Source organism: Devosia sp. XK-2, from assembly GCF_037113415.1.
In the GTDB taxonomy this organism is placed as follows: Bacteria; Pseudomonadota; Alphaproteobacteria; order Rhizobiales; family Devosiaceae; genus Devosia.
In genome coordinates this window covers 1,303,880-1,322,632 of sequence record NZ_CP146608.1, presented here as the reverse complement: position 1 = coordinate 1,322,632, position 18,753 = coordinate 1,303,880, and the positions used below count along the sequence as shown (strand labels likewise).

The 18,753-nt window shown below is 61.1% G+C and carries 21 protein-coding genes; 5 read left to right on the top strand and 16 right to left on the bottom strand.

Annotation, left to right across the window (positions count from 1 at the left end; all coding sequences use genetic code 11):
- Nucleotides 1–37: 37 nt before the first annotated feature.
- The 4 genes from V8Z65_RS06350 to V8Z65_RS06335 form a co-directional block, all read right to left on the bottom strand.
- Nucleotides 38–250 (bottom strand): serine hydroxymethyltransferase, encoded by a 213-nt coding sequence (locus V8Z65_RS06350; RefSeq protein WP_338723262.1) that lies wholly within the window; start codon nt 248–250, stop codon nt 38–40.
- 98 nt (nt 251–348) lie between these two features.
- Nucleotides 349–1,566, bottom strand: a complete 1,218-nt coding sequence (locus V8Z65_RS06345; RefSeq protein WP_338723260.1) for a L,D-transpeptidase family protein — start codon at nt 1,564–1,566, stop codon at nt 349–351.
- A gap of 301 nt (nt 1,567–1,867) precedes the next feature.
- The gene (locus V8Z65_RS06340; RefSeq protein WP_104894617.1) at nt 1,868–2,377 is read right to left on the bottom strand and encodes a MarR family transcriptional regulator; all 510 of its coding nucleotides are present in this window, start codon (nt 2,375–2,377) and stop codon (nt 1,868–1,870) included.
- A 209-nt stretch (nt 2,378–2,586) separates the two neighbouring features.
- Nucleotides 2,587–2,994: a hypothetical protein gene (locus V8Z65_RS06335; protein ID WP_338723257.1), complete on the bottom strand. Its 408-nt coding sequence runs from the start codon at nt 2,992–2,994 to the stop codon at nt 2,587–2,589.
- A gap of 130 nt (nt 2,995–3,124) precedes the next feature.
- Between V8Z65_RS06335 and V8Z65_RS06330 the strand changes: the two genes are divergently transcribed.
- Nucleotides 3,125–3,868, top strand: coding sequence for a helix-turn-helix domain-containing protein (locus V8Z65_RS06330; protein WP_338723256.1), 744 nt, complete (start codon nt 3,125–3,127; stop codon nt 3,866–3,868).
- On the opposite strand, the gene V8Z65_RS06325 is transcribed toward V8Z65_RS06330, so the two are convergent.
- Entirely contained in the window at nt 3,865–4,251 is a 387-nt protein-coding gene (locus V8Z65_RS06325) for a hypothetical protein (RefSeq protein WP_338723254.1), read from the bottom strand. The genes V8Z65_RS06330 and V8Z65_RS06325 overlap by 4 nt on opposite strands.
- A gap of 93 nt (nt 4,252–4,344) precedes the next feature.
- On the opposite strand from V8Z65_RS06325, the gene hemB reads away from it, so the two are divergent.
- Entirely contained in the window at nt 4,345–5,358 is a 1,014-nt protein-coding gene (gene hemB, locus V8Z65_RS06320; protein WP_338723253.1) for a porphobilinogen synthase, read from the top strand.
- On the opposite strand, the gene V8Z65_RS06315 is transcribed toward hemB, so the two are convergent.
- Nucleotides 5,355–6,152, bottom strand: a complete 798-nt coding sequence (locus tag V8Z65_RS06315) for a class I SAM-dependent methyltransferase (RefSeq protein WP_338723252.1) — start codon at nt 6,150–6,152, stop codon at nt 5,355–5,357. The genes hemB and V8Z65_RS06315 overlap by 4 nt on opposite strands.
- Before the next feature lie 144 nt (nt 6,153–6,296).
- Between V8Z65_RS06315 and V8Z65_RS06310 the strand changes: the two genes are divergently transcribed.
- From V8Z65_RS06310 to V8Z65_RS06300, 3 genes are all read left to right on the top strand, one after another.
- Entirely contained in the window at nt 6,297–7,217 is a 921-nt protein-coding gene (locus V8Z65_RS06310) for an iron-siderophore ABC transporter substrate-binding protein (protein WP_338723250.1), read from the top strand.
- 83 nt (nt 7,218–7,300) lie between these two features.
- On the top strand, nt 7,301–7,831 hold the full coding sequence (locus V8Z65_RS06305) for an RDD family protein (protein WP_338723249.1): 531 nt from the start codon (nt 7,301–7,303) through the stop codon (nt 7,829–7,831).
- Between the two features lie 61 nt (nt 7,832–7,892).
- A complete protein-coding gene (locus tag V8Z65_RS06300) occupies nt 7,893–8,624 on the top strand; it encodes an arginyltransferase (protein ID WP_338723247.1) in 732 nt (243 codons plus the stop codon).
- 4 nt (nt 8,625–8,628) lie between these two features.
- Here V8Z65_RS06300 and V8Z65_RS06295 read toward each other — a convergent pair whose 3' ends face one another.
- The 10 genes from V8Z65_RS06295 to V8Z65_RS06250 all read right to left on the bottom strand — a co-directional run bounded on the left by V8Z65_RS06295 (nt 8,629) and on the right by V8Z65_RS06250 (nt 18,676).
- Complete coding sequence (locus V8Z65_RS06295) at nt 8,629–8,937, bottom strand: Dabb family protein (protein ID WP_338723245.1); 309 nt, start codon at nt 8,935–8,937, stop codon at nt 8,629–8,631.
- Between the two features lie 266 nt (nt 8,938–9,203).
- Nucleotides 9,204–11,504, bottom strand: coding sequence for a DNA topoisomerase IV subunit A (gene parC, locus V8Z65_RS06290; RefSeq protein WP_338723243.1), 2,301 nt, complete (start codon nt 11,502–11,504; stop codon nt 9,204–9,206).
- Between the two features lie 107 nt (nt 11,505–11,611).
- The gene (gene recO / locus V8Z65_RS06285; protein WP_338723242.1) at nt 11,612–12,316 is read right to left on the bottom strand and encodes a DNA repair protein RecO; all 705 of its coding nucleotides are present in this window, start codon (nt 12,314–12,316) and stop codon (nt 11,612–11,614) included.
- A 1-nt stretch (nt 12,317) separates the two neighbouring features.
- Nucleotides 12,318–12,701 (bottom strand): YkvA family protein, encoded by a 384-nt coding sequence (locus V8Z65_RS06280; protein ID WP_338723241.1) that lies wholly within the window; start codon nt 12,699–12,701, stop codon nt 12,318–12,320.
- A 3-nt stretch (nt 12,702–12,704) separates the two neighbouring features.
- Nucleotides 12,705–13,628, bottom strand: coding sequence for a GTPase Era (gene era / locus V8Z65_RS06275; RefSeq protein WP_338723240.1), 924 nt, complete (start codon nt 13,626–13,628; stop codon nt 12,705–12,707).
- Nucleotides 13,625–14,332, bottom strand: coding sequence for a ribonuclease III (gene rnc / locus V8Z65_RS06270; RefSeq protein WP_338723239.1), 708 nt, complete (start codon nt 14,330–14,332; stop codon nt 13,625–13,627). The genes era and rnc overlap by 4 nt, the downstream gene beginning before the upstream one ends.
- Complete coding sequence (lepB, locus tag V8Z65_RS06265) at nt 14,329–15,153, bottom strand: signal peptidase I (RefSeq protein ID WP_338723238.1); 825 nt, start codon at nt 15,151–15,153, stop codon at nt 14,329–14,331. Before lepB ends, rnc begins: the two co-directional genes overlap by 4 nt.
- An 83-nt stretch (nt 15,154–15,236) precedes the next feature.
- Entirely contained in the window at nt 15,237–15,638 is a 402-nt protein-coding gene (gene acpS, locus V8Z65_RS06260) for a holo-ACP synthase (protein ID WP_338723237.1), read from the bottom strand.
- 175 nt (nt 15,639–15,813) lie between these two features.
- The gene (pyrE, locus tag V8Z65_RS06255) at nt 15,814–16,404 is read right to left on the bottom strand and encodes an orotate phosphoribosyltransferase (RefSeq protein WP_338723236.1); all 591 of its coding nucleotides are present in this window, start codon (nt 16,402–16,404) and stop codon (nt 15,814–15,816) included.
- On the bottom strand, nt 16,397–18,676 hold the full coding sequence (locus V8Z65_RS06250; RefSeq protein ID WP_338723235.1) for a bifunctional (p)ppGpp synthetase/guanosine-3',5'-bis(diphosphate) 3'-pyrophosphohydrolase: 2,280 nt from the start codon (nt 18,674–18,676) through the stop codon (nt 16,397–16,399). The genes pyrE and V8Z65_RS06250 overlap by 8 nt, the downstream gene beginning before the upstream one ends.
- Nucleotides 18,677–18,753 lie beyond the last annotated feature (77 nt).

Sequence of the window (18,753 nt, the reverse complement as noted above, 5' to 3'; positions counted from 1 at the left end):
CGCAGCAGCAAATGAAGGGAAAGAGAAATGTGCGCGATCAGGCAAATTTGCCGGGCGACGGCGCAGGGGCAGACGTCCCCTGCTCCAGCTTGCGCTTGAGCTTGGCCATGGCAACGCGCTGCATTTGCAGCTTTGTGGCATTGAGCGGGGTGATAACAACGACTTCGGTGCCGGTCGCCTCGTCAATGGCGGCCACGCGCATCTGCTGTCCCATCTGAACAAATTCGAACAGAACATCGCGGTCGGTCATGGCTCGCTCCTCCGCCGACAATATAGCGCAACCGAGGAAAATGAAAACGGGCTCCTACCCTGGCAGGAGCCCGCCTCTCGCCGTTCTCGCCGAGCCGATCAGCTGAAGCTGACCTTACCTTCTTCGTCGAAATTATAGACGTCGTCGCGGAAGCTGACGGTGCCCTGGCGATTGGCCCAGGCGGTAATATAGGTGGTGTGGATCGGCATCTGCGTGCTCAGGCTGACATCCTTGCGTTCGAGCGAAGCGAATGTCTGGTCGACACGCGTCTGATCCCAGTCGCCATTGTCGCGCAAGAGCCAGGCCACGAGCTGATTGACGCCTTCGACACGCACGCAACCGGAAGAGTGGAAACGCGCATTCTCGCCGAACAATGCCTTGGATGGCGTGTCGTGCAGATAGACATCGAAGGGATTGTAGAAATTGATCTTGCAATGGCCCATCGAATTTTCGGCGCCAGGCTCCTGGCGATACATGTAGTTCACCTGGGCATCGGTGATGTTGGACCAGTCGATGGTCGCCGGATCGATAGTGTTGCCGCTGCCGTCGTAGATGAAGATGTTCTGCTTGGCCAGGTATTGCGGGTCTTCCAGCATGTATTTGGTGAGGTCCTGCCGAACCAGCGACTTGGGCACATGCCAATAGGGATTGAAATTGACCTGGTGAATCTTGCTCGCGAGGATCGGCGTGGCGCGTTCCACGCGGCCGACCACGGCGGTGTGACGCTGCTCGACCATGCCGCCGCCGACAGCTTCGATGGTGGCGGCGGGGATGTTCACCACCACATAGCGGTCGGTCAATTGGGGCGCCATGTTCTGGACGCGGGTATAGTTGAGATAGAGCTGCTGCAAACGGGTCGATGCCGGCACGTTGAGCGCATACCAGGTCGCCTCGTCGATCCAGCCATTGACGATCAGGCCGTGGCGGGCCTGGAAGACGCGCACGGCGCGGTCAGTATCGGCGTCGAAAATGTCGCTGGCATATTCCACCAAGGGCATATCGCCGGAGGAAATCAGGCGCCGTTTGAGCTGGACAACGGCCGGATCGGACTTGCCAAGATTGAGCTTGAAGGCGCGTTGCGGCACTTCTTCCCAGCCGCCGGCGGCAACGAAGGGCTCGTATTGCGAGATCGCCAATTGCAGATTGTGCAGCGTGTCATAGGACAGGATCGGCTCATTGGTGGCGATCGTGGCTGCGGCAGCGGCCGTATTGCTGTTGGGGTCGGCCTCACTGATGATGCGGCTACGCGACATCATGTCGAACAGAGAGTCCTGAGCCCAGGCAGGCATGGCCGCCGAAGCGCCTGCTACCGCCATGGACCGAATAAAGTTACGTCGCGTCAGCCGCATTCATCCACCATAGAATTCGCCCGCCATTTGCATGGGCGATAGCACTGCCTCGGTGCGGTTCACAATCTGTGTAAACGGCTTGTGAACCAGCGCACCAAGATAGCCATGCCAGCAAATGGTTTCCAACCAGGTAATCCGAGCTGCCTTTGCTTTGCGGCACAAATAAGAAACGCCGGCCTTGCGACCGGCGTCTTCTCAGCAGTTGTGGCATGGAGGCAACACACGCCACCAGCTGCCGCCCTTTAGCCTGTCCTGTAGGACAGTACGATCAGAGCTTATAGAGAATCTGGTCGACCCAGAAGCGTTCCAGACGGGCTAGCGCCTTATTGAGGCCATCGAATTCCTCATCGCCCAGGCCACCGACCTTGTCGATGGATTTGAGGTGACGGTCATAGAGCTCGTCGATCACCTCGGCCACTTCCTCGCCCTTGGGGGTCAGCTTGATGCGGACAGAGCGGCGGTCGGTGCGCGAGCGCTCCTGGAAGATATAACCGGTCTCGACCAGCTTCTTGAGATTATAGGAGACGTTGGAGCCCAGATAGTAGCCGCGGGAGCGCAGCTCGCCAGCGGTCAGCTCGGCGTCGCCGATATTGAACATGAGAAGCGCCTGAACCGGATTGATATCGTCCCAGCCCATGCGATCGAACTCGTCCTTGATCAGGTCAAGGAGACGGCGGTGGAGACGCTCCACGCGGGAGACGGCTTCCAGGTAAAGGGGTTTAAGACCTTCACTACGTTCCGGGTTAAGCGCCTCGGCCGCGTTCGACTTGATTGCCATTTGTGCCTCACTGTCTAATCACGTGCGATTTTTCGCATCTCATGAGGCCAAACTACGGCCACCCGACTAAGATCACCCTAAGCGACACGCTTAAAACTATCTTACTGGAATGCAATGAGAATTTGGCTTAATGGCGCCTTACCACGGGTGATAAACTTGTAACCATTCTCAAGTGTTAAGGGCGGGCAGCGCCCGCCCCGAGCCTGGCATCAACTGGTTATCGCCCGAGCACCAACGAGCTTTACCACTCCGACAGCGGCGACCATCAATGCCTGCCCCACCAACAGGGTCAGACCCAAGGTTGTCAATTGGCTGACCTGGCTCAGGACAAGCGCCAGTGAGGCAAGTACCCAGATCGCGTCTCCGGCAATATTGACGCGCACCATTCCGATGGCGGGAATGACCTGCCGGGCGATGATGAGATTGAACAGCGCCCAAGGCAGAAGGAAAAGGCCCACGCCGACAAGGAATGCTGCCGGCACCGTCCAGCCGGCAAGGTCCGTCAGGGGGCCAGCGGCAACAATCAGGGCGAGGCCAAAGGCAAAAGAACCAAAGGCGTCGATCCAGTAAATCGATCGCGGATCGAGGTGAGAGGGTTTGTGTGCGAGCGTAGCCATAGAGTATCTCCTGGTCTTGGCAGCGATGGGCGCAGCATGACTGCCATGGTCATGATCTCAATTCCCTCCCAGGTAATGGAAATCCTTCCCCTGATGAGGCAGGGTGACCGCTCGACCGTGGAGGCGCAGATTGTTCGACAGGAGCCTGAAAGAATGGCGCAACAGGCGCGGGATGAGCCAGATGGCGCTGGCACTGGCTGCGGACGTCTCGCCGCGTCATCTCAGCTTTTTGGAAGCGGCGAGGGCCCGACCCAGCGCCATTATGGTCATGCGCCTGGCTGAGGCATTGGACCTCTCGCTGCGCGACCGCAACAGCCTGCTCGTGGCAGCGGGATTTGCGCCCCAGTACAGCGACAGCGATTGGCTCAGCCCACAAATGGCCGAAATCCGGCAGGCAGCGGCGCTTCTCATTGCCGCGCATGCGCCCAATCCGGCGCTGGTGCTCGACGCCGCCTTTGGCATTGTCGACGCCAATGAGGCGGCTTTCGCCCTGATCGGCGGCAGGCCATCGCCCGGGGTTTCACTGAACCTAGTAGACCTGGTGTTCAGGCCTGGGCCGGTGCGCGATGCCATTGTCAATTGGGAGGAGGTCGCGGCTTATCTGTTGCACCGGCTGCAGGATGCCGCCCGGCGGCGCGGCCCGGACTCGGCGGCAGCCAGGACATTGGCTCAGGCGCGGCGCTGGCCGGGCGGGGCGCAGTTAGGTGCAGCCATCGGGCGCGACAGACATGGTGTCATCCTGCCGCTCGAATTCCAAATTGACAGGATGGTGACGCGGTGGTTCACGACCGTCACCAGCTTTGGCGGTCCTCAGGACGCTCTTGCCGAGGAGATTACCATCGAGCAATTCCACCCCATTGCCGGTCCGGATTAGTCCGCCTGGGCGCGGATGAATCGAAGGCTGAGCGCGAAAATGGCGGTGATGGCTGCGAGCAGGATCAGGCGCACCACGAAACCGAACATACCCATGCGGACGTCTGGGCTTCCCGTCAGGTATAGCCCGAGTTCGAGCAAGGTGACGCCGACCAGCAGGACCGCGCCCCAACTGGCCTTGATCCAAAGGCCCACCGCGGCAAACAGCTTGGTGAGGCAGAAGACCGCCAGATAGATGAAAGCCGAAAAGCCCATGACGGCTATCGGGCTTTGCGACCCCAGATTGATGCCGAGCAGGCGCGCGGCATCGCTCAGCCCCAGCATGAGTGCCAGAATGGCGACGATGCGGATATAGAGCGAGAGATTTGGGGCCTGGAACAGCATGCCGGTTTGATACTCCGCCAAGGCCCCTGCGACAAGCCGCAGCTTGGACGGCGTCGTGGCGGCTGATAACTAGGTCGAGACAAGGAGATCCTCATGACCCAGACCTGGCCCCGGCACGACATGTCCTTTCTGGCAGGGCGGCGGCTGCGCCGATCGCGGCGGGCCGGCTGGAGCCGGGCCATGGTGCGCGAAACCGAGCTTTTGCCGCGCGATCTGATCTGGCCGCTCTTTGTTATCGCGGGGCAGAACGAGAAAACGCAGATCAAGACTATGCCCGGGGTCGAGCGCCTTTCTGTCGATCTGATGGTGGAGGCCGCGCGCGCGGCTCGGGATGCGGGCATTCCGGCACTGGCGATCTTTCCCAATACGCCGGACCATCTGCGCAGCGAAGACGCGACCGAAGCCTATAATCCGGACAATCTGATGTGCCGGGCGCTGAGCGCCATCAAGGCGGCGGTGCCCGAAATCGGGCTGATTGCCGATGTCGCGCTGGACGAATATTCCAGCGATGGCCAGGATGGGCTGGTTCGGGATGGCGAAATCCTCAATGACGAGACGGTTGACGTCATGGTGCGTTCGGCCTTGGTCCAAGCCCGCGCCGGGGCCGATATCATCGCCCCCTCCGACATGATGGACGGGCGCGTTGCCGCCATTCGCGCGGCGCTGGATGGCGAAGGGTTCGAGCACGTCCAAATCATGTCCTATGCGGCCAAATATGCGTCGTGCTTTTATGGCCCCTTCCGCGAGGCGGTCGGTTCGGGCAGTCGTCTCAAGGGTGACAAGCGCACCTATCAGATGGACTATGCCAACTCGGACGAAGCGCTGCGCGAGATCGAGCAGGACATTGCCGAAGGCGCCGACAGCGTGATGATCAAGCCGGGCCTGCCCTATCTCGACATTGTGCGTCGGGCCGCGGATGCGTTCAATGCGCCGATCTATGCCTATCAGGTGAGTGGCGAATATGCGATGATCGAGATGGCGGGGGCCGCCGGTGCGATCGACCGTGACGCGGCGGTGCTGGAAAGCCTCTGGGCCTTCAAGCGCGCCGGGGCCAACGGCGTGCTGACCTATTTTGCGCTCGAGATGGCCCGCAAGCTGGCCGGCTAGGCACTTTTCCGACTGACCAGGACGCCGAGTTGTTTGGTGACATCGATGCCGCCGTCACCGGCCGCAAAGGCATCCTCAATGGCCTGACGAAAAGCCTGCTGCTGGTCGGGCGGCGCCGTATCCCCCGGTGGGTATGTGGTCAGGGCGAGAAAGACAGTCTCCGGATCGGTGACCCGCATGGTGGCTGGATGGACCTCCAGCATCACATTGCCGAAGGCGGCACGCATGAGCTGCTGGGCACGATCCAACCCAAAGGCGTCGGCAGAGGGGTCGTGAGGGGCGCTACCGAAAACGGCGGTGAGCGCATAGAGCTCGCGCATATTGTCTATGCCATTGGTGGTGACCACCAAGGTGCCGCCTGGTTTGAGTACGCGACGGATTTCGGCCAGAGCCTTTTCCTGATCGGCCACGTGGTAGAGCATATGCATGGCGATAACGGCGTCGAAGCTATTGTCGGCGAAGGGCAGTTCGGCAACGTCGCCGGTCTGTGCTGCGAGCCCGGCAAATGCCAATCCCCTGCAACGCTCCATCGCCTCTTGCACCATGCCGGGGGACTGGTCGAACAGGGTCAAGGTGATCCCGGCGGGGAGGACCTGCATGGCCTCGGGCCAGAACCAGGCAGGCCCGCATCCGACATCCAGAACCGACCCGCCCTGCTCCGGCATGGGGACATGCCGGGCAACCCAGGTGAACCACGGCACTTCCGCATGACCGAATCCATGGAGCTTGGCCCGCGCCGCCAGCCTGGTGCTATTGGAATATTGTTGGTTCATGCCCTGGGTGATTGCCGACATCGAAAAACCCTACGCTGGTGACAGTTTAGCGGCATGACATGGTGTGGTCACGCATTCTATGCCGATGGCGCCGGGCGGCTTGACTTCACCGTCGCGATGCCCTCCATTTAAAGCTGACTGCAATTGTCATCATAATGGATAATCATGCCTGATCGTCATTTATTTGCCGCCGCCCTTCTGGCCGCTACGCTCTTTGCCATTCCCGCAGCGGAGGCGCGGGATGTGACCCATATCATGGGCACTACGCGCGTTTCCGAGCACCCGGTGCGGGTCGTCGCCCTGACCAATGAGGCGACCGAGGACCTGCTGGCCATGGGGATCGTCCCCGTCGGCGCGGTGCGGTCGGCCAATGCCCATCCCTGGTTCGGCCATGTTGCCGAGGCATTGGCAGACACGGTGGTTGTGGGGGAGGAGTTGGCTCCAGAGCTGGAAGCCATTGTGGCGCTGGGCCCGGACCTGATCCTAGGCAATAAGAAGCGGCATGAGGCCATCTACGATCAGCTTTCCGCCATAGCGCCAACCGTCTTCGTCGAGAATGTCACGGGACAATGGAAGGACAATATCCTTGTCTATGCCGAAGCGGCGGGGACCAGCGAAGCGGCACAGGCCGTGCTGGCCGAGTACCGGGAGCGGGTGACGGCGATCCAGTCCGCGCTTGGCGACCGACTGGATGAAAAGGTCGGCCTGGTCCGTTTCATCGCGGGACAGAACTATGCCTACAACAATGACAGTTTTTCCGGCTCGATCCTGCGGGACCTGGGATTTGGCCGGCCGGCGCCACAGGACAAACCGGGATTGGCCGAAAAGATCACCATGGAACGCATCGCGGAACTGGACGGCGACCGACTGCTCTATTTCACCTATGAGACCGGCGACGGCCTGGCGCTGAAAGAAACCGAGACCTGGATGGCCTCGCCCCTGTGGCAGGCGATGGATGTCACCAAGGCCGGGCATGTCCATGGGGTTTCCGACACAGTCTGGGCGACCGCCGGCGGCGTTATGGCCGCGCATCTGGCGCTGGACGATATCGAAGACATTTACGGGCTCGCGTCCACGCCAGACTAGAGGCGTTGCCGCGCCAATCGGGCCATGGCGCTTTCTGCGCCAAGGCTCTTGCATTGCGCATGCGGCATGACAATCTGTGCTGCATGACACAGGACTTTGCCGCCCGACCGCAACTGCCCGACCCTGCCACTGCCCCGGAATTGTTCGATGGGCTGCTGACGCGCCGCGTCATGGCCTATCTGGTCGATCTGGTGATCATGTCCTGCATCGTGCTGGCACTGGGCCTGATCGGAACGCTTTTGGGCTTTTTCACCTTTGGGCTGGCCTGGGTGTCGCTGATCTTCGTGGTTCCCGCTGCTATCGTTCTCTACTATGCAGCCACGCTGGGTTCGCCGCGCCGTGCCACTGTCGGCATGCAGATGATGGATATCGTGCTCACGCCGACACGCGGCCAGCCGCTCGATGGGTGGATGGCGACCCTGCATGCATTGGTATTCTGGATCACGATCTGGATCTGCTGGCCCGTCACGCTGCTCTTTGCCCTGTTCACCCCGCGCCGGCAGATGATCCATGATTTCATCATGGGCACGCTCATGGTACGCCGCTCGCCCATGATGCGGCATTGGCGGCGCATGCGCATGTCCGAACAGGACGCCTATTCGGGTGGCGAGTGAGGCGTTGCGGCAGGGGCAGATTTCCTGCTAATCTCTCCCAATATGCAGCGATAGGTCTGTGATGACCGACCAGACGCCGGAAACAACCCAGCTCTTTCTGACAGCCGCTATGCCCTGCCCCTATCTTCCCGGGAAGATGGAGCGCAAGCTGTTCACCCATCTCAGCGGCCGGCGGGCGGCCATGCTGCACCATCTGCTGAGCGATAACGGGTTCCGGCGCAGCCAGAACCTGATCTACCGGCCGGCCTGCGAGGGCTGCAATTCGTGCCAGTCGGTGCGGATCGTGGCGCAGGAATTTGTGCCCAATAAGCGCTTCCGCCGTGTCACCAAGGCTAATGCCGATATCGGCGTTTCAGTGCAGCCGACGGTCGCAACCATCGAGCAATATGAATTGTTCAAGCGCTACCTGGACGCTCGCCATGCCGGTGGCGGCATGACGCAGATGAGCTACCAGGACTATGAATATATGGTCGAGGATACACCGGTGCAGTCGGTGCTGGTGGAATACCGCTTGCGCGACCTGACCGACCAGCCGCTGATCGCCGTGGCCCTGACCGATGTGATGCCCGACGGGCTCTCCATGGTCTATTCCTTCTACGATCCGGACCTGGCCCATCGCAGCCTGGGCACCTTTCTTATTCTCGACCATATCGAGCAGGTTCGCTCTGCCGAACTGAAATATGTCTATCTGGGCTACTGGGTGAAGGATTCGCCGAAAATGGCCTATAAGGGCGATTATCGGCCTCTTGAAGTGCAGCGCGGCTCGCTGGGTTGGACCCCGCTCGAAGCCTAGCGCGCTAAACCGCGATATCGAACACAACCAAGCCTTCGCGCCCACCCTCAAGTGCAGACACCAAACGCCCACCGGCAGCCTTATGGGCCGGGTGATCGAGATAGGCGTCCCGTGCGGCCTCATCAGCAAAGTCGATGGTGAAAGCCTCGGTATAGCCCTGATGCAACCCCTCCGGCGAGACATTGGCGCCGTAGCTCATGCCCTGAAAGCCGGGGATGAGTTCACGCAGAGATTCAAGTTCGGCGTAGATCGAGGCCTTATCAGCGGCGGTTATTTCGGGGCGGAAGCGGAGGAGGACGATGTGGCGGATCATCTTTCACGTGTCTCCAGAATCGGTTGGCTAATTTTCATGACCTGTTGCGTGAGGCGCGGTGACGGGTGCCACATGATCGACCGACAGCATTCAGCACTACCACCGTGCCTCCCTGCGAGCAGCCATTCGAGCATAGCTCTCATGGCCTTCTCGCCTCAAACCTCTCCACCGGAGAGGTTTGCCCTACGGGGCGGCTCGAAGCTCTCCGGGCGTCCCTCGCTCCAATCTCTCCACTGGAGAGATTGGTTGCCTTTGGCAAACGCTCGTCACCCCCTGAACTTATTGTTCCGCGGGAAGCCGGTCGGGGGCTGGCGGCCGGCGCTGGCACGGTCGCCGAGCCAGTCGACCAGTTCCTCGGTGGGCTTGGAATAGGTGCGGCCGGAGCTGTCGGTCCAGGTCAGGCCATCGGCGGCGTAGAAGGTCTTGATGTCGGAAATGCCGCCATCCTTATAGCGCTGCAGGCGCACGCCCTTGCCGCGCGCCATGGCGGCGAGCTGGCTCAAAGGGAAGACAAGCAGCTTGCGGTTCTGGCCGATCACGGCTACGCGGTCGCCGTCACATGGAACGATCAGACGGGCTTCGTCCGGCAGGGACACATTGAGGATCTGCTTGCCCTTGCGGGTATTGGCGATCAGATCGTCCTCATTGACGACAAAGCCATAGCCTGCGGACGAGGCAGCAATACGCTTCTTGCCCGGCGAATAAACGAAGAGATCGACAATATCCTGGCCCTCTTCGATATCGACCATGATGCGCACCGGCTCGCCCTGGCCGCGGCCGCCGGGGAGCTTGTCGGCGCCCAGCGTATAGACCTTGCCGCCAGTGGTGAGCATCAGGATCTTGTCGGTTGTCTCGCAGTTGAAAGCGAGCTTCAGGCGATCACCGGTCTTGAAGCTTTTCTCGTCGGCCGGGGCATTGTGGCCCTTGGGTGCGCGAATCCAGCCCTTTTCCGACAGAATGACCGTGATCGGTTCACGCTCGATCATGGCTTCGGAGATTTCGGCCGCATCAGCGGCGGGAGCCGAGCCGAAAATGGTGCGGCGGGCGCCCAGCGCGTGCGGGGTGGTGCCGTCGGCATCGAAGAGAGGATAGGCCTTTTTGAGCGCCTCGACCTGTTTGGCGATTTCGCCCCATTGGCGCTTGTCGGACGCCATGAGCGCTTCGAGCCTGCCCTTTTCCTCTGTGAGATTCTTGTGTTCCTGGCGAAGCTCGATTTCTTCAAGCTTGCGCAAGGACCGCAGGCGCATATTGAGGATAGCCTCGGCCTGATTATCGGTGAGGTTGAAGGCCGCGATCAGGCTCGCTTTGGCATCGTCCTCCTCGCGGATGATGCGGATCACCTCATCGAGATTGAGATAGGCAATGATATAGCCCTCGAGCACTTCGAGGCGATTGGCGATCTGCTCAAGCCGATGCTCGGAGCGGCGCACCAGGACGACCTTGCGGTGATCGAGCCAGGCGCGCAATGCGTCAGCAAGACTCATCACCCGCGGCGTGGTGCCGTGGTCGAGCACGTTCAGATTAAGGCTGAACCGCACTTCGAGCTCGGTGAGCTTGAAGAGCTGTTCCATGAGGATGACCGCATCGACCGTGCCGGCGCGCGGTTCGAGCACAAGACGGATATCGTCGGCGCTCTCGTCGCGGACGTCCTTCAAGAGCGGCAGCTTCTTGGCCAACAGCAGCTCGGCGATCTTTTCGACCAGCCGCGATTTCTGCACGCCATAAGGGATCTGGGTGACGACAATCTGATAGACGCCCCTGCCCTTTTCTTCCTTCTCCCAGATGGCGCGATGGCGAAAGGCGCCGCGACCGGTCTCGTAGGACTGGACGATGGACGAGCGGCTTTCGACCATCTGCCCGCCGGTGGGGAAGTCGGGGCCACGGATCAAATCGTCCATGCTCGGCGGCGCGAACGGGTCGGGGTGAATCAGGTCTTCGGTCGTGGCGGCCGGATTGTAGATCAGCTTGAGCGCGGCATTGCAGAGCTCGACTACATTGTGCGGCGGCACCGAGGTTGCCATGCCCACGGCAATGCCGGTGGAGCCATTGGCGAGCAGGTTGGGGAAGTTGGACGGGAGCACGACTGGCTCTTCGTCCTCGCCGTCGTAGGTCGGCTTGAAGTCGATGGCATTTTCCGCAATGCCTTCAAGCAGGCGCGTGGCCACATCGGTCATGCGGCTTTCGGTGTAGCGCATGGCCGCCGGACTATCGCCATCGATATTGCCGAAATTGCCCTGGCCATCGACCAGCGGGTAGCGCAGGGCGAAATCCTGCGCCAGGCGAACCAGCGCGTCATAAATCGACTGGTCGCCATGGGGGTGGAACTTACCGATCACGTCGCCGACGATGCGCGCGGACTTCTTGTAGCCCTGATTGGGATCGAGGCGCAGCAGGCGCATGGCGTGGATAATGCGGCGATGCACGGGTTTCAGGCCATCGCGCGCGTCCGGCAGCGCACGCTGGGTGATGGTCGACAGAGCGTAGGACAAGTACCGTTCTTCAAGCGCCTGCTTGAGATCCACGATGCGTTGATCGTCTGGCGGCGGGAGGGTATCGGCGTCGGACATGCTTTGCTCAGTTCAGGAGAACGAATCAGGAGCAGAGTATAGCGACGGGATCACTTTGGCACTCAAGGCAGGCCGGTTTTGCCCAGCTCTTCTGGGTTTTTGCCCCTCTATACCCGCGTCAGCATCTCGATAAGCGCTTCGCGCGTTGGCGGCGGGTCAAGCTGACGTGGCCGCCAGATATGCAGGTCCAGAAAGTGCCCCGTAAGACGAAAGGCGTTGCCGATATCGTCGGGTGAAGCATTGCCGCGCGCTGCCAGAAAGCTGGGGAGCGGCAAGAGCCGGTCCTTGTAGGGCTCGGCGGCGGCGCGGGAGACGGCGCGGCCGGATTTGGGCGAAACATGGGTCAGGTCCTCGGTGGCGCCGGTGGCCGCGCAGGTGTCGAGATCGAGCCCGAAACCCAGTTCGTCGAGCAGGGTCAGCTCAAATCGCGCCAATGCCGCACCGTCCGGATCATGATCGATCAGGCTGAGGGCCATGCCGAGCAGGCGATCATGCGGGTCACGCTCGGGCAGCAGATGGAGATGTTCGCAGACGAGTTGAGAGAGGTAGAGACGTTTGCGGTCGGCGATAAGGCTGGCAGCGCGGGCCTGCAGCAACTCGACGATGAAGGTGCCCAGATGGTCTTCCAGCCGCGCGCGCCAGGTGAGCTGGACGGTGTTGCCGGGCTGGAGGGTAGCGGAAAGCTTTGGCGAACGGCCTCCGCGGATCAGCCCCGAATAGCGTCCACGGCCGGCGACCATGGCTTCGGCAATGACACTGGTCTCGCCGTGGCGGCGCACACCTATGAGCAGGGCTTCACCGGTCCATTCCATTTCAGAGGAACCTCATCAGCCATGCGCTGAGTACCAGGGCCAATACAAGCCAGATAAAGATGATCGCGATGAGCCCAGCGCGGCTGACTGGCCTTTCCGTCATTTCAGCGGCCTCAGCCCGAAATTCGGCAATCAGCGATGCTGGCACCAGGCGTATGACGGCCAGGATACCGAGCGGCACGATCAGCAGGTCATCCAGATAACCCAGAACGGGTATGAAATCGGGGATCAGGTCGATAGGCGACAAGGCGTAGGCGGCTACGCCTATTGCGAGAACTCGCGCCGCCCATGGCGTTCTGGGATCGCGGGCGGCAAGCCAGATGGCCAGGACGTCGCGCTTCACGTTTCGCGCCCAGACCTTTACGGCCTCAAGACGGCGCGGCACAGGTCACCCCTTGCCGTGCGGAAATTCCAGACCCATTTCGCGATAGCGTTCGGGGTCTTCCGCCCATTTTTCACGGACTTTGACGAACAGGAACAAATGGATGGGGACCTCATACATGGCCATCAGTTCCTTGCGGGCCTCTGCGCCAATGGCCTTGATGGTCTGGCCGCCGGCACCGAGGACGATCTTCTTGTGACTCTCGCGGCTGACATAGACGACCTGATCGATCTTGTAGGAGCCGTCCTTCTGAATCTTGAAGCTCTCGGTTTCGACCGTGGAATTATAGGGGATTTCGTCGTGCACGCGCAGGAAGAGCTTTTCGCGGGTCACCTCGGCGGCCGTTATGGCCATGGTGAGATCGGTCAGGTGGTCTTCGGGGAAGTGCCAGGGGCCAGGCGGAATGTGCTTGATGCACCAGTCGATGAAGTCCTGGACGCCGTGGCCCTTGAGCGCGGAGAGCATGAAGGTGGCTTCAAAGCGCAGGCGGTCGTTGAGCGTCTGGCTGAGGGCCAGCAGGCTCTCGTGCTTGACCGTGTCGATCTTGTTCAGGATCAGCACCTTGGGCTGACGGATGTTTTCGAGGCCTTCGAGCAGCGTTTCAATCTCGGGCGTTACGCCGCGATCGGCGTCGAGGATGAAGGCGACAATGTCGCTGTCCCCTGCCCCGCCCCAGGCGTTTTCCACCATGGCGCGTTCGAGCCGCTTCTTGGGTGCGAAGATGCCGGGGGTATCGACGAAAACCAATTGCGCCTGATCCAGCGTCAGCACGCCGCGCACCTGGCTGCGGGTGGTCTGCGCCTTGTGGGTCACGATGGACACCTTGGTGCCGACCAGCGAGTTGAGCAGGGTCGACTTGCCGGCATTGGGCGCGCCCACCAGGGCAATGAAGCCGCAGGAGGTGTCAGCGAGTTCGGTTGGCGTATTCATTGCTTGTGTTTCCAGACATTCTGGCGGACCAGAAATAGTTCAGCGGCGCGGTGCTCGGCAATCTTCTTGGAGGGGCCGACGGCCTCGAGGCGGTCAAAACCGGCCAGTTCGACCCCGATGGTGAATTCGGGCGCGTGGTCGGGACCGGTACGCTCGACCAGCACATAGGAGGGCGGCTCCAACCCGCGGGCCTGGGCCCATTCCTGCAGCGTCGTCTTGGCATCGGCGCGATTGGCCTGGCCATCGGCGAGGAACTCTTCGAAGAGGCGCTCGACAAAGGCCCGGGCAGGTTCGAGCCCGCCATCGAGATAGATGGCGCCAATGATGGCTTCGGTGATGTCGCCAAGAATGGCGTCCTTGCCGGCGCCACCGGAGCGCGCCTCGCTCTCGCCCAGGATAATCTCCTTGCCCAGATCGAGCTGGCGGGCGATTTCGGCGCAGGTTTCCTTGCGCACCAGGGTATTGAGCGAGCGGCTGAGCTCCCCCTCATTGGATTTAGGAAAGCGGCGATAGAGCATGTCGGCAACGACAAGACCGAGCACGCGGTCGCCCAGAAATTCCAGCCGCTGATAAGACTTTTCGATGCGCTTGCCGGGCGAAATGGCGCTCGAATGGGTCAGCGCCCTATCCAGCAAATCAGGATCGGCAAAGCGATACCCTAGCCGAACCTGGAGCTTTTCGTGGGTCCTGTCACGCCGGCTCACTGGCTGGCCGTAGTGTCATAGGGCGTATCGCCATAGACCGAACGGAACATGCGATCCCAGCGGACATTGGCCGGCCACTGCCAGAGCTGCCAGGGCGGAATATTGTCCTTGATCGAGAAGAAGCGCGCCTCGGCCTTGGCAATCAGATTGGTAGCCGGGACATAGCCGACCTGGCTGAGCACGCGACTATCGGCGGACCGATCGCGATTGTCGCCCATCATGAAGTAGTGCCCGGCCGGCACGACATATTCGGGCGTGTTGTCGAGCGAGAGATTGTCGCCGATCTCCTGGATCAGGTGCGTGGTGCCTTCGGGGAAGGTCTCGCGATAGACCGTCACCTCGCGAGTATCGCCATTGCTGTCGGTATCCATGCGCTTGCCGACTTCCTCGCGCTCTATCATCTGGTCATTGATGTAGAGGCGACCATCTTTCATCTGGATACGGTCGCCGGGCAGGCCGACGACGCGCTTGATATATTCAGAGGTCTGCGGCACCGGCCGGAACACGGCGATATCGCCGCGATTGGGCTCCCGGCCCAAAATGCGGTTCGAGATGGGCAGCTCGAAGTCAAGCAAGGCAAAATCACCGTAGCGGCCCAGCGAGAAGGAATGCTTGCCATAGCCCCAGACGAATTTATTGGCGACGAAATAGTCCCCGATCATCAGCGTTTGCTGCATGGACGCTGTGGGAATTGAGAAGGGCTGGAAGAGGAAAAAGCGCAGGAAGATGGCAATCAACAGCGCTTCAACAATGACCACGAAGGTTTCCATCCACTCATTGGCGGCGGATTTCTTGGCGGGTTTGTCGGCAGGCTGTGTCATGGCTTTTCCCGAGAATGCGGTGCCGAAGGGTTAGGCGTTTGGCCGCCCGGGGTCAACTTGCTTGATTGTCCCACTTTGAGGGATCAGCGGATCGGCAGGGCTTCAATGATGACGAAGGCCTGCGCGAGACCGGCATCGTCGGTTATGGTGAGGTGGATATGGGGCTCGTGTCCCTCGGGCACAAGGCGGGCCAAGGCTCTGGCCGCGCCATTGGTCAGACGCATTGTGGGTTTGCCCGAAGGCAGGTTCACGACACCCATGTCGCGCCAGTAGACGCCGCGCGACAGGCCGGTGCCCAGCGCCTTGGAACAGGCCTCCTTGGCGGCAAAGCGCTTTGCATAGGATGCGGCCCGCTGTGCCCGGCGGTCGGACTTTTTCTGTTCGATCTCGGTAAAGCAGCGATTGGTGAACCGCTCGCCATGGCGCTCGAGCGTCTGCGCGACACGGTGGATCTGGATCAGGTCAGAGCCCAGGCCAACGATCATGCCATTAGCCTTTTCATAGCCACCAGCCGGCCCCCTCTCCCCTCTGGGGAGAGGGTTGGGGTGAGGGGTTCGGAGGTAGTGGCGGCGTATGTGCCTGCACGGAACGCTGAACCCCTCACCCGCCGCTGCGCGACGACCTCTCCCCTCTGAGGAGAGGTGAAGGTAGGACCCATTATCATTTCACGCCCTGAATGCCGCGACTGCCCGGCTTGATCGCGGGGATGGCAGCCAGTTCCGGCGGGAGCTGATCGGCGGGATAGGCGGGTACCTTGTATTGAATGAGGCTGACCAGCGGCACGCCGACATCCGCTTCCCCGCCGGAGCGATCGATGAGGCAGGCCGCGGCGACCACATTGGCGCCGAGCTTTTTCAGCGCGGTGACGCATTCGCGGATGGACAGGCCGGTCGAAACGATATCCTCGACCACGACAACCTTGTCGTCAGGCGAAATCTCGAAGCCGCGACGCAATTCGAACTGGCCGTCGACGCGCTCGGTATAAAGGGCGGGAAGCCCGAGCTGGCGCGCCGTTTCATAGCCCGGAATGATGCCGCCTATGGCCGGCGAGACGACCTTGGTGACGCCCGGCACTTCGGCCCGGATGCGGTCGGCCAGGGCTTTGCAGAGCTTTTCGGTCTGGCTGGCATATTGAAATACCTTGGCCTTCTGCAGGAAGACCGGCGAACGCAACCCCGAGGACAGAATGAAGTGTCCCTCCAGCATGGCGCCGCACTCGCGGAAAATCTGCAATACTTCGTCCTTATCCATCGCGCGGGCTCCTATCCACATTGCCGTCCCATTCGAGGGTGGAAATCATTCCCGCCTCGCGAAGCCCCGCCCGCTGAACGGCGCTGAGGCCGGGGCTACGCTTGAGCGTTGCCAGAACATCGGTCAGTTGCGCAAGATCGCGCACCTCGATTTCAAAGATCATCTGGTGAAAGTCGGGCGAAATCATCCGCATGACCAGATTGTTGATATTAGCCTCGCAGGCGGCGATGGCCGAGGAAATCTGCGCCAGCGAACCGGGCTTGTTGACCGATTCCATGGAGATGACGGTGGAATAGAGTTTTTCCTCGTTCCGGTTGAGGTTCCAGCGCACATCGACCCAGGCCAGATCGCTGTCATGCTTGGCGATCAACGCATCGGAATGAATGGGATAGATCATCAAGGGGCTATCCGGCTCCAGGATGCCGACCAGACGGTCGCCCGGAACGATGCCCTCGCCCGAAATCGTCACCGGCGTATGAAAATCGAGCTGCGCCAGCGCCGTTTTGGCGCGCGAGCCGGGCCGCTGCCCACCGGGCACGCGGAAGCGGAACTGGTCGGTGGCGCGCAGGGCAAACCAGCCGTCGGCCGTATCGGCGACAGGCAGGTCCAGCTTGCGGCGGCGCTTGCGAATGCCCTTGATCTGGGCAAGAGCGGCCGCCAAAGGTTCGGAACCGACCTTGCCCTCGCCCACCGCAACCAGCAGATCACGCTTGTTGCTGTGGTCGAGCGCCTCAGCCAAGGCGGTGCCCTCGCTCTCATCAAGCATGACGCCTTCGCGTTCGAGCATCATGCTCAGCACATGCTCGCCCAGAGCATAGGCGCGCTGTGCGGCAGCCTGGCGAACGGCACGGCGGATAGCGGCACGGGCCTTGCCGGTGGCCGCGATACCGATCCAATTGCTGGGCGGGCGGTGATTCTGGTCGCGCAAAATTTCCACCTCGTCGCCCGAATGCAGCTGGGTAACAAGCGGCAGGATGAGGCCGTTGATCTTGGCGCCAACGCAGGTGTCACCGATATCGGTGTGCAGCGCATAAGCGAAATCGATAGGCGTTGCGCCACGCGGCAGGGCGATAAGACGTCCGCGCGGGGTGAAGCAGAAAACCTGGTCCTGGAAGAGCTCGAGCTTGGTATATTCGAGGAAGTCTTCGGTCGAGATGCCCGACGTCAAATGGCTGATGGTTTGCCGCAGCGAACCATAGGCATGCGACTCCATTTCGATACGGCCCAGATTGGCCGAGGCACCATCCTTATAGAGCGCATGCGCGGCGATGCCGAATTCGGCGATCCGGTCCATGTCCTCGGTGCGGATCTGCAGTTCGACGCGCTGCCGGCTGGGCCCCACAATGGTGGTGTGGATCGACTGGTAATCGTTGTGCTTGGGGACCGAGATATAGTCCTTGAAGCGGCCCGGCACGACTTTCCAGGTCGTGTGGATCAGCCCCACCGTGCGATAGCATTCCTCGGTCGAGCCGACGATGACCCGGAAGCCGATCATGTCGGAAAGCTGTTCGAGCGCGATCGATTTGCGTTCGATCTTGGAGAAGATCGAATAGGGCGACTTGACCCGTGCCTTGACGCGGGCGGCAATGCCGGCCTCGCTCAGGCGCTCGGTCAATTCGGCAGTGATGGTGTCGATGGTCTCGCGATTATCGGCCTGCATCTGTTCGAGCCGTGCCGTAATCGCCGAATAGTGATCGGGCTGGAGAATGCGGAAGCTGAGATCTTCGAGCTCGTTGCGCATGTCCTGCATACCCATGCGTCCGGCCAGCGGGGCATAGATATCCATGGTTTCCTGCGCGATGCGCCTTTGCTTATCGGGCGCCATAAATTGCAGGGTGCGCATATTGTGCAGCCGGTCGGCCAGCTTGACCAGCAGCACACGCACATCCTGGCTGATGGCCAGGAGAAGCTTGCGCAGATTTTCGGCCTGGGCCTCTTCGCGGCTGACCAGATTGAGCCGTTCGATTTTGGTCAGGCCGTCGACAATGGTGCCGATTTCGCCGCCGAACATCTGATCGATCTCGGCGCGGGTAGCATCGGTATCCTCGATGGTGTCGTGCAGCAGGCCCACCGCAATCGAGGCATCGTCGAGCTTCAATTCTGTCAGAATGGCCGCCACTTCGAGCGGGTGATTAAAATAGGGGTCGCCCGAGGCACGCTTCTGCGAGCCATGCTTTTGCATGGCGTAGACATAGGCCTTATTCAACAATTGCTCGTCGGCGTTCGGGTTATAAGCCTGAACCCGCTCGACAAGCTCGTACTGACGCATCATGGAATTAGCCGCCCGCTCGCCCTGACGAGCTTAGCGCCTGTGACAGAAATGAAAAGAGCGCCCGGCACATACCGGAC

Bases quoted from the DNA above. Each gene is read 5' to 3' on its own strand.
- V8Z65_RS06350 (WP_338723262.1), bottom strand. From the start codon at position 250: ATGACCGACCGCGATGTTCTGTTCGAATTTGTTCAGATGGGACAGCAG.
- V8Z65_RS06345 (WP_338723260.1), bottom strand. From the start codon at position 1,566: ATGGCGGTAGCAGGCGCTTCGGCGGCCATGCCTGCCTGGGCTCAGGAC.
- V8Z65_RS06340 (WP_104894617.1), bottom strand. From the start codon at position 2,377: ATGGCAATCAAGTCGAACGCGGCCGAGGCGCTTAACCCGGAACGTAGT.
- V8Z65_RS06335 (WP_338723257.1), bottom strand. From the start codon at position 2,994: ATGGCTACGCTCGCACACAAACCCTCTCACCTCGATCCGCGATCGATT.
- V8Z65_RS06325 (WP_338723254.1), bottom strand. From the start codon at position 4,251: ATGCTGTTCCAGGCCCCAAATCTCTCGCTCTATATCCGCATCGTCGCC.
- hemB (WP_338723253.1), top strand. From the start codon at position 4,345: ATGACCCAGACCTGGCCCCGGCACGACATGTCCTTTCTGGCAGGGCGG.
- V8Z65_RS06315 (WP_338723252.1), bottom strand. From the start codon at position 6,152: ATGTCGGCAATCACCCAGGGCATGAACCAACAATATTCCAATAGCACC.
- V8Z65_RS06310 (WP_338723250.1), top strand. From the start codon at position 6,297: ATGCCTGATCGTCATTTATTTGCCGCCGCCCTTCTGGCCGCTACGCTC.
- V8Z65_RS06305 (WP_338723249.1), top strand. From the start codon at position 7,301: ATGACACAGGACTTTGCCGCCCGACCGCAACTGCCCGACCCTGCCACT.
- V8Z65_RS06300 (WP_338723247.1), top strand. From the start codon at position 7,893: ATGACCGACCAGACGCCGGAAACAACCCAGCTCTTTCTGACAGCCGCT.
- V8Z65_RS06295 (WP_338723245.1), bottom strand. From the start codon at position 8,937: ATGATCCGCCACATCGTCCTCCTCCGCTTCCGCCCCGAAATAACCGCC.
- parC (WP_338723243.1), bottom strand. From the start codon at position 11,504: ATGTCCGACGCCGATACCCTCCCGCCGCCAGACGATCAACGCATCGTG.
- recO (WP_338723242.1), bottom strand. From the start codon at position 12,316: ATGGAATGGACCGGTGAAGCCCTGCTCATAGGTGTGCGCCGCCACGGC.
- era (WP_338723240.1), bottom strand. From the start codon at position 13,628: ATGAATACGCCAACCGAACTCGCTGACACCTCCTGCGGCTTCATTGCC.
- lepB (WP_338723238.1), bottom strand. From the start codon at position 15,153: ATGACACAGCCTGCCGACAAACCCGCCAAGAAATCCGCCGCCAATGAG.
- acpS (WP_338723237.1), bottom strand. From the start codon at position 15,638: ATGATCGTTGGCCTGGGCTCTGACCTGATCCAGATCCACCGTGTCGCG.
- pyrE (WP_338723236.1), bottom strand. From the start codon at position 16,404: ATGGATAAGGACGAAGTATTGCAGATTTTCCGCGAGTGCGGCGCCATG.
- V8Z65_RS06250 (WP_338723235.1), bottom strand. From the start codon at position 18,676: ATGATGCGTCAGTACGAGCTTGTCGAGCGGGTTCAGGCTTATAACCCG.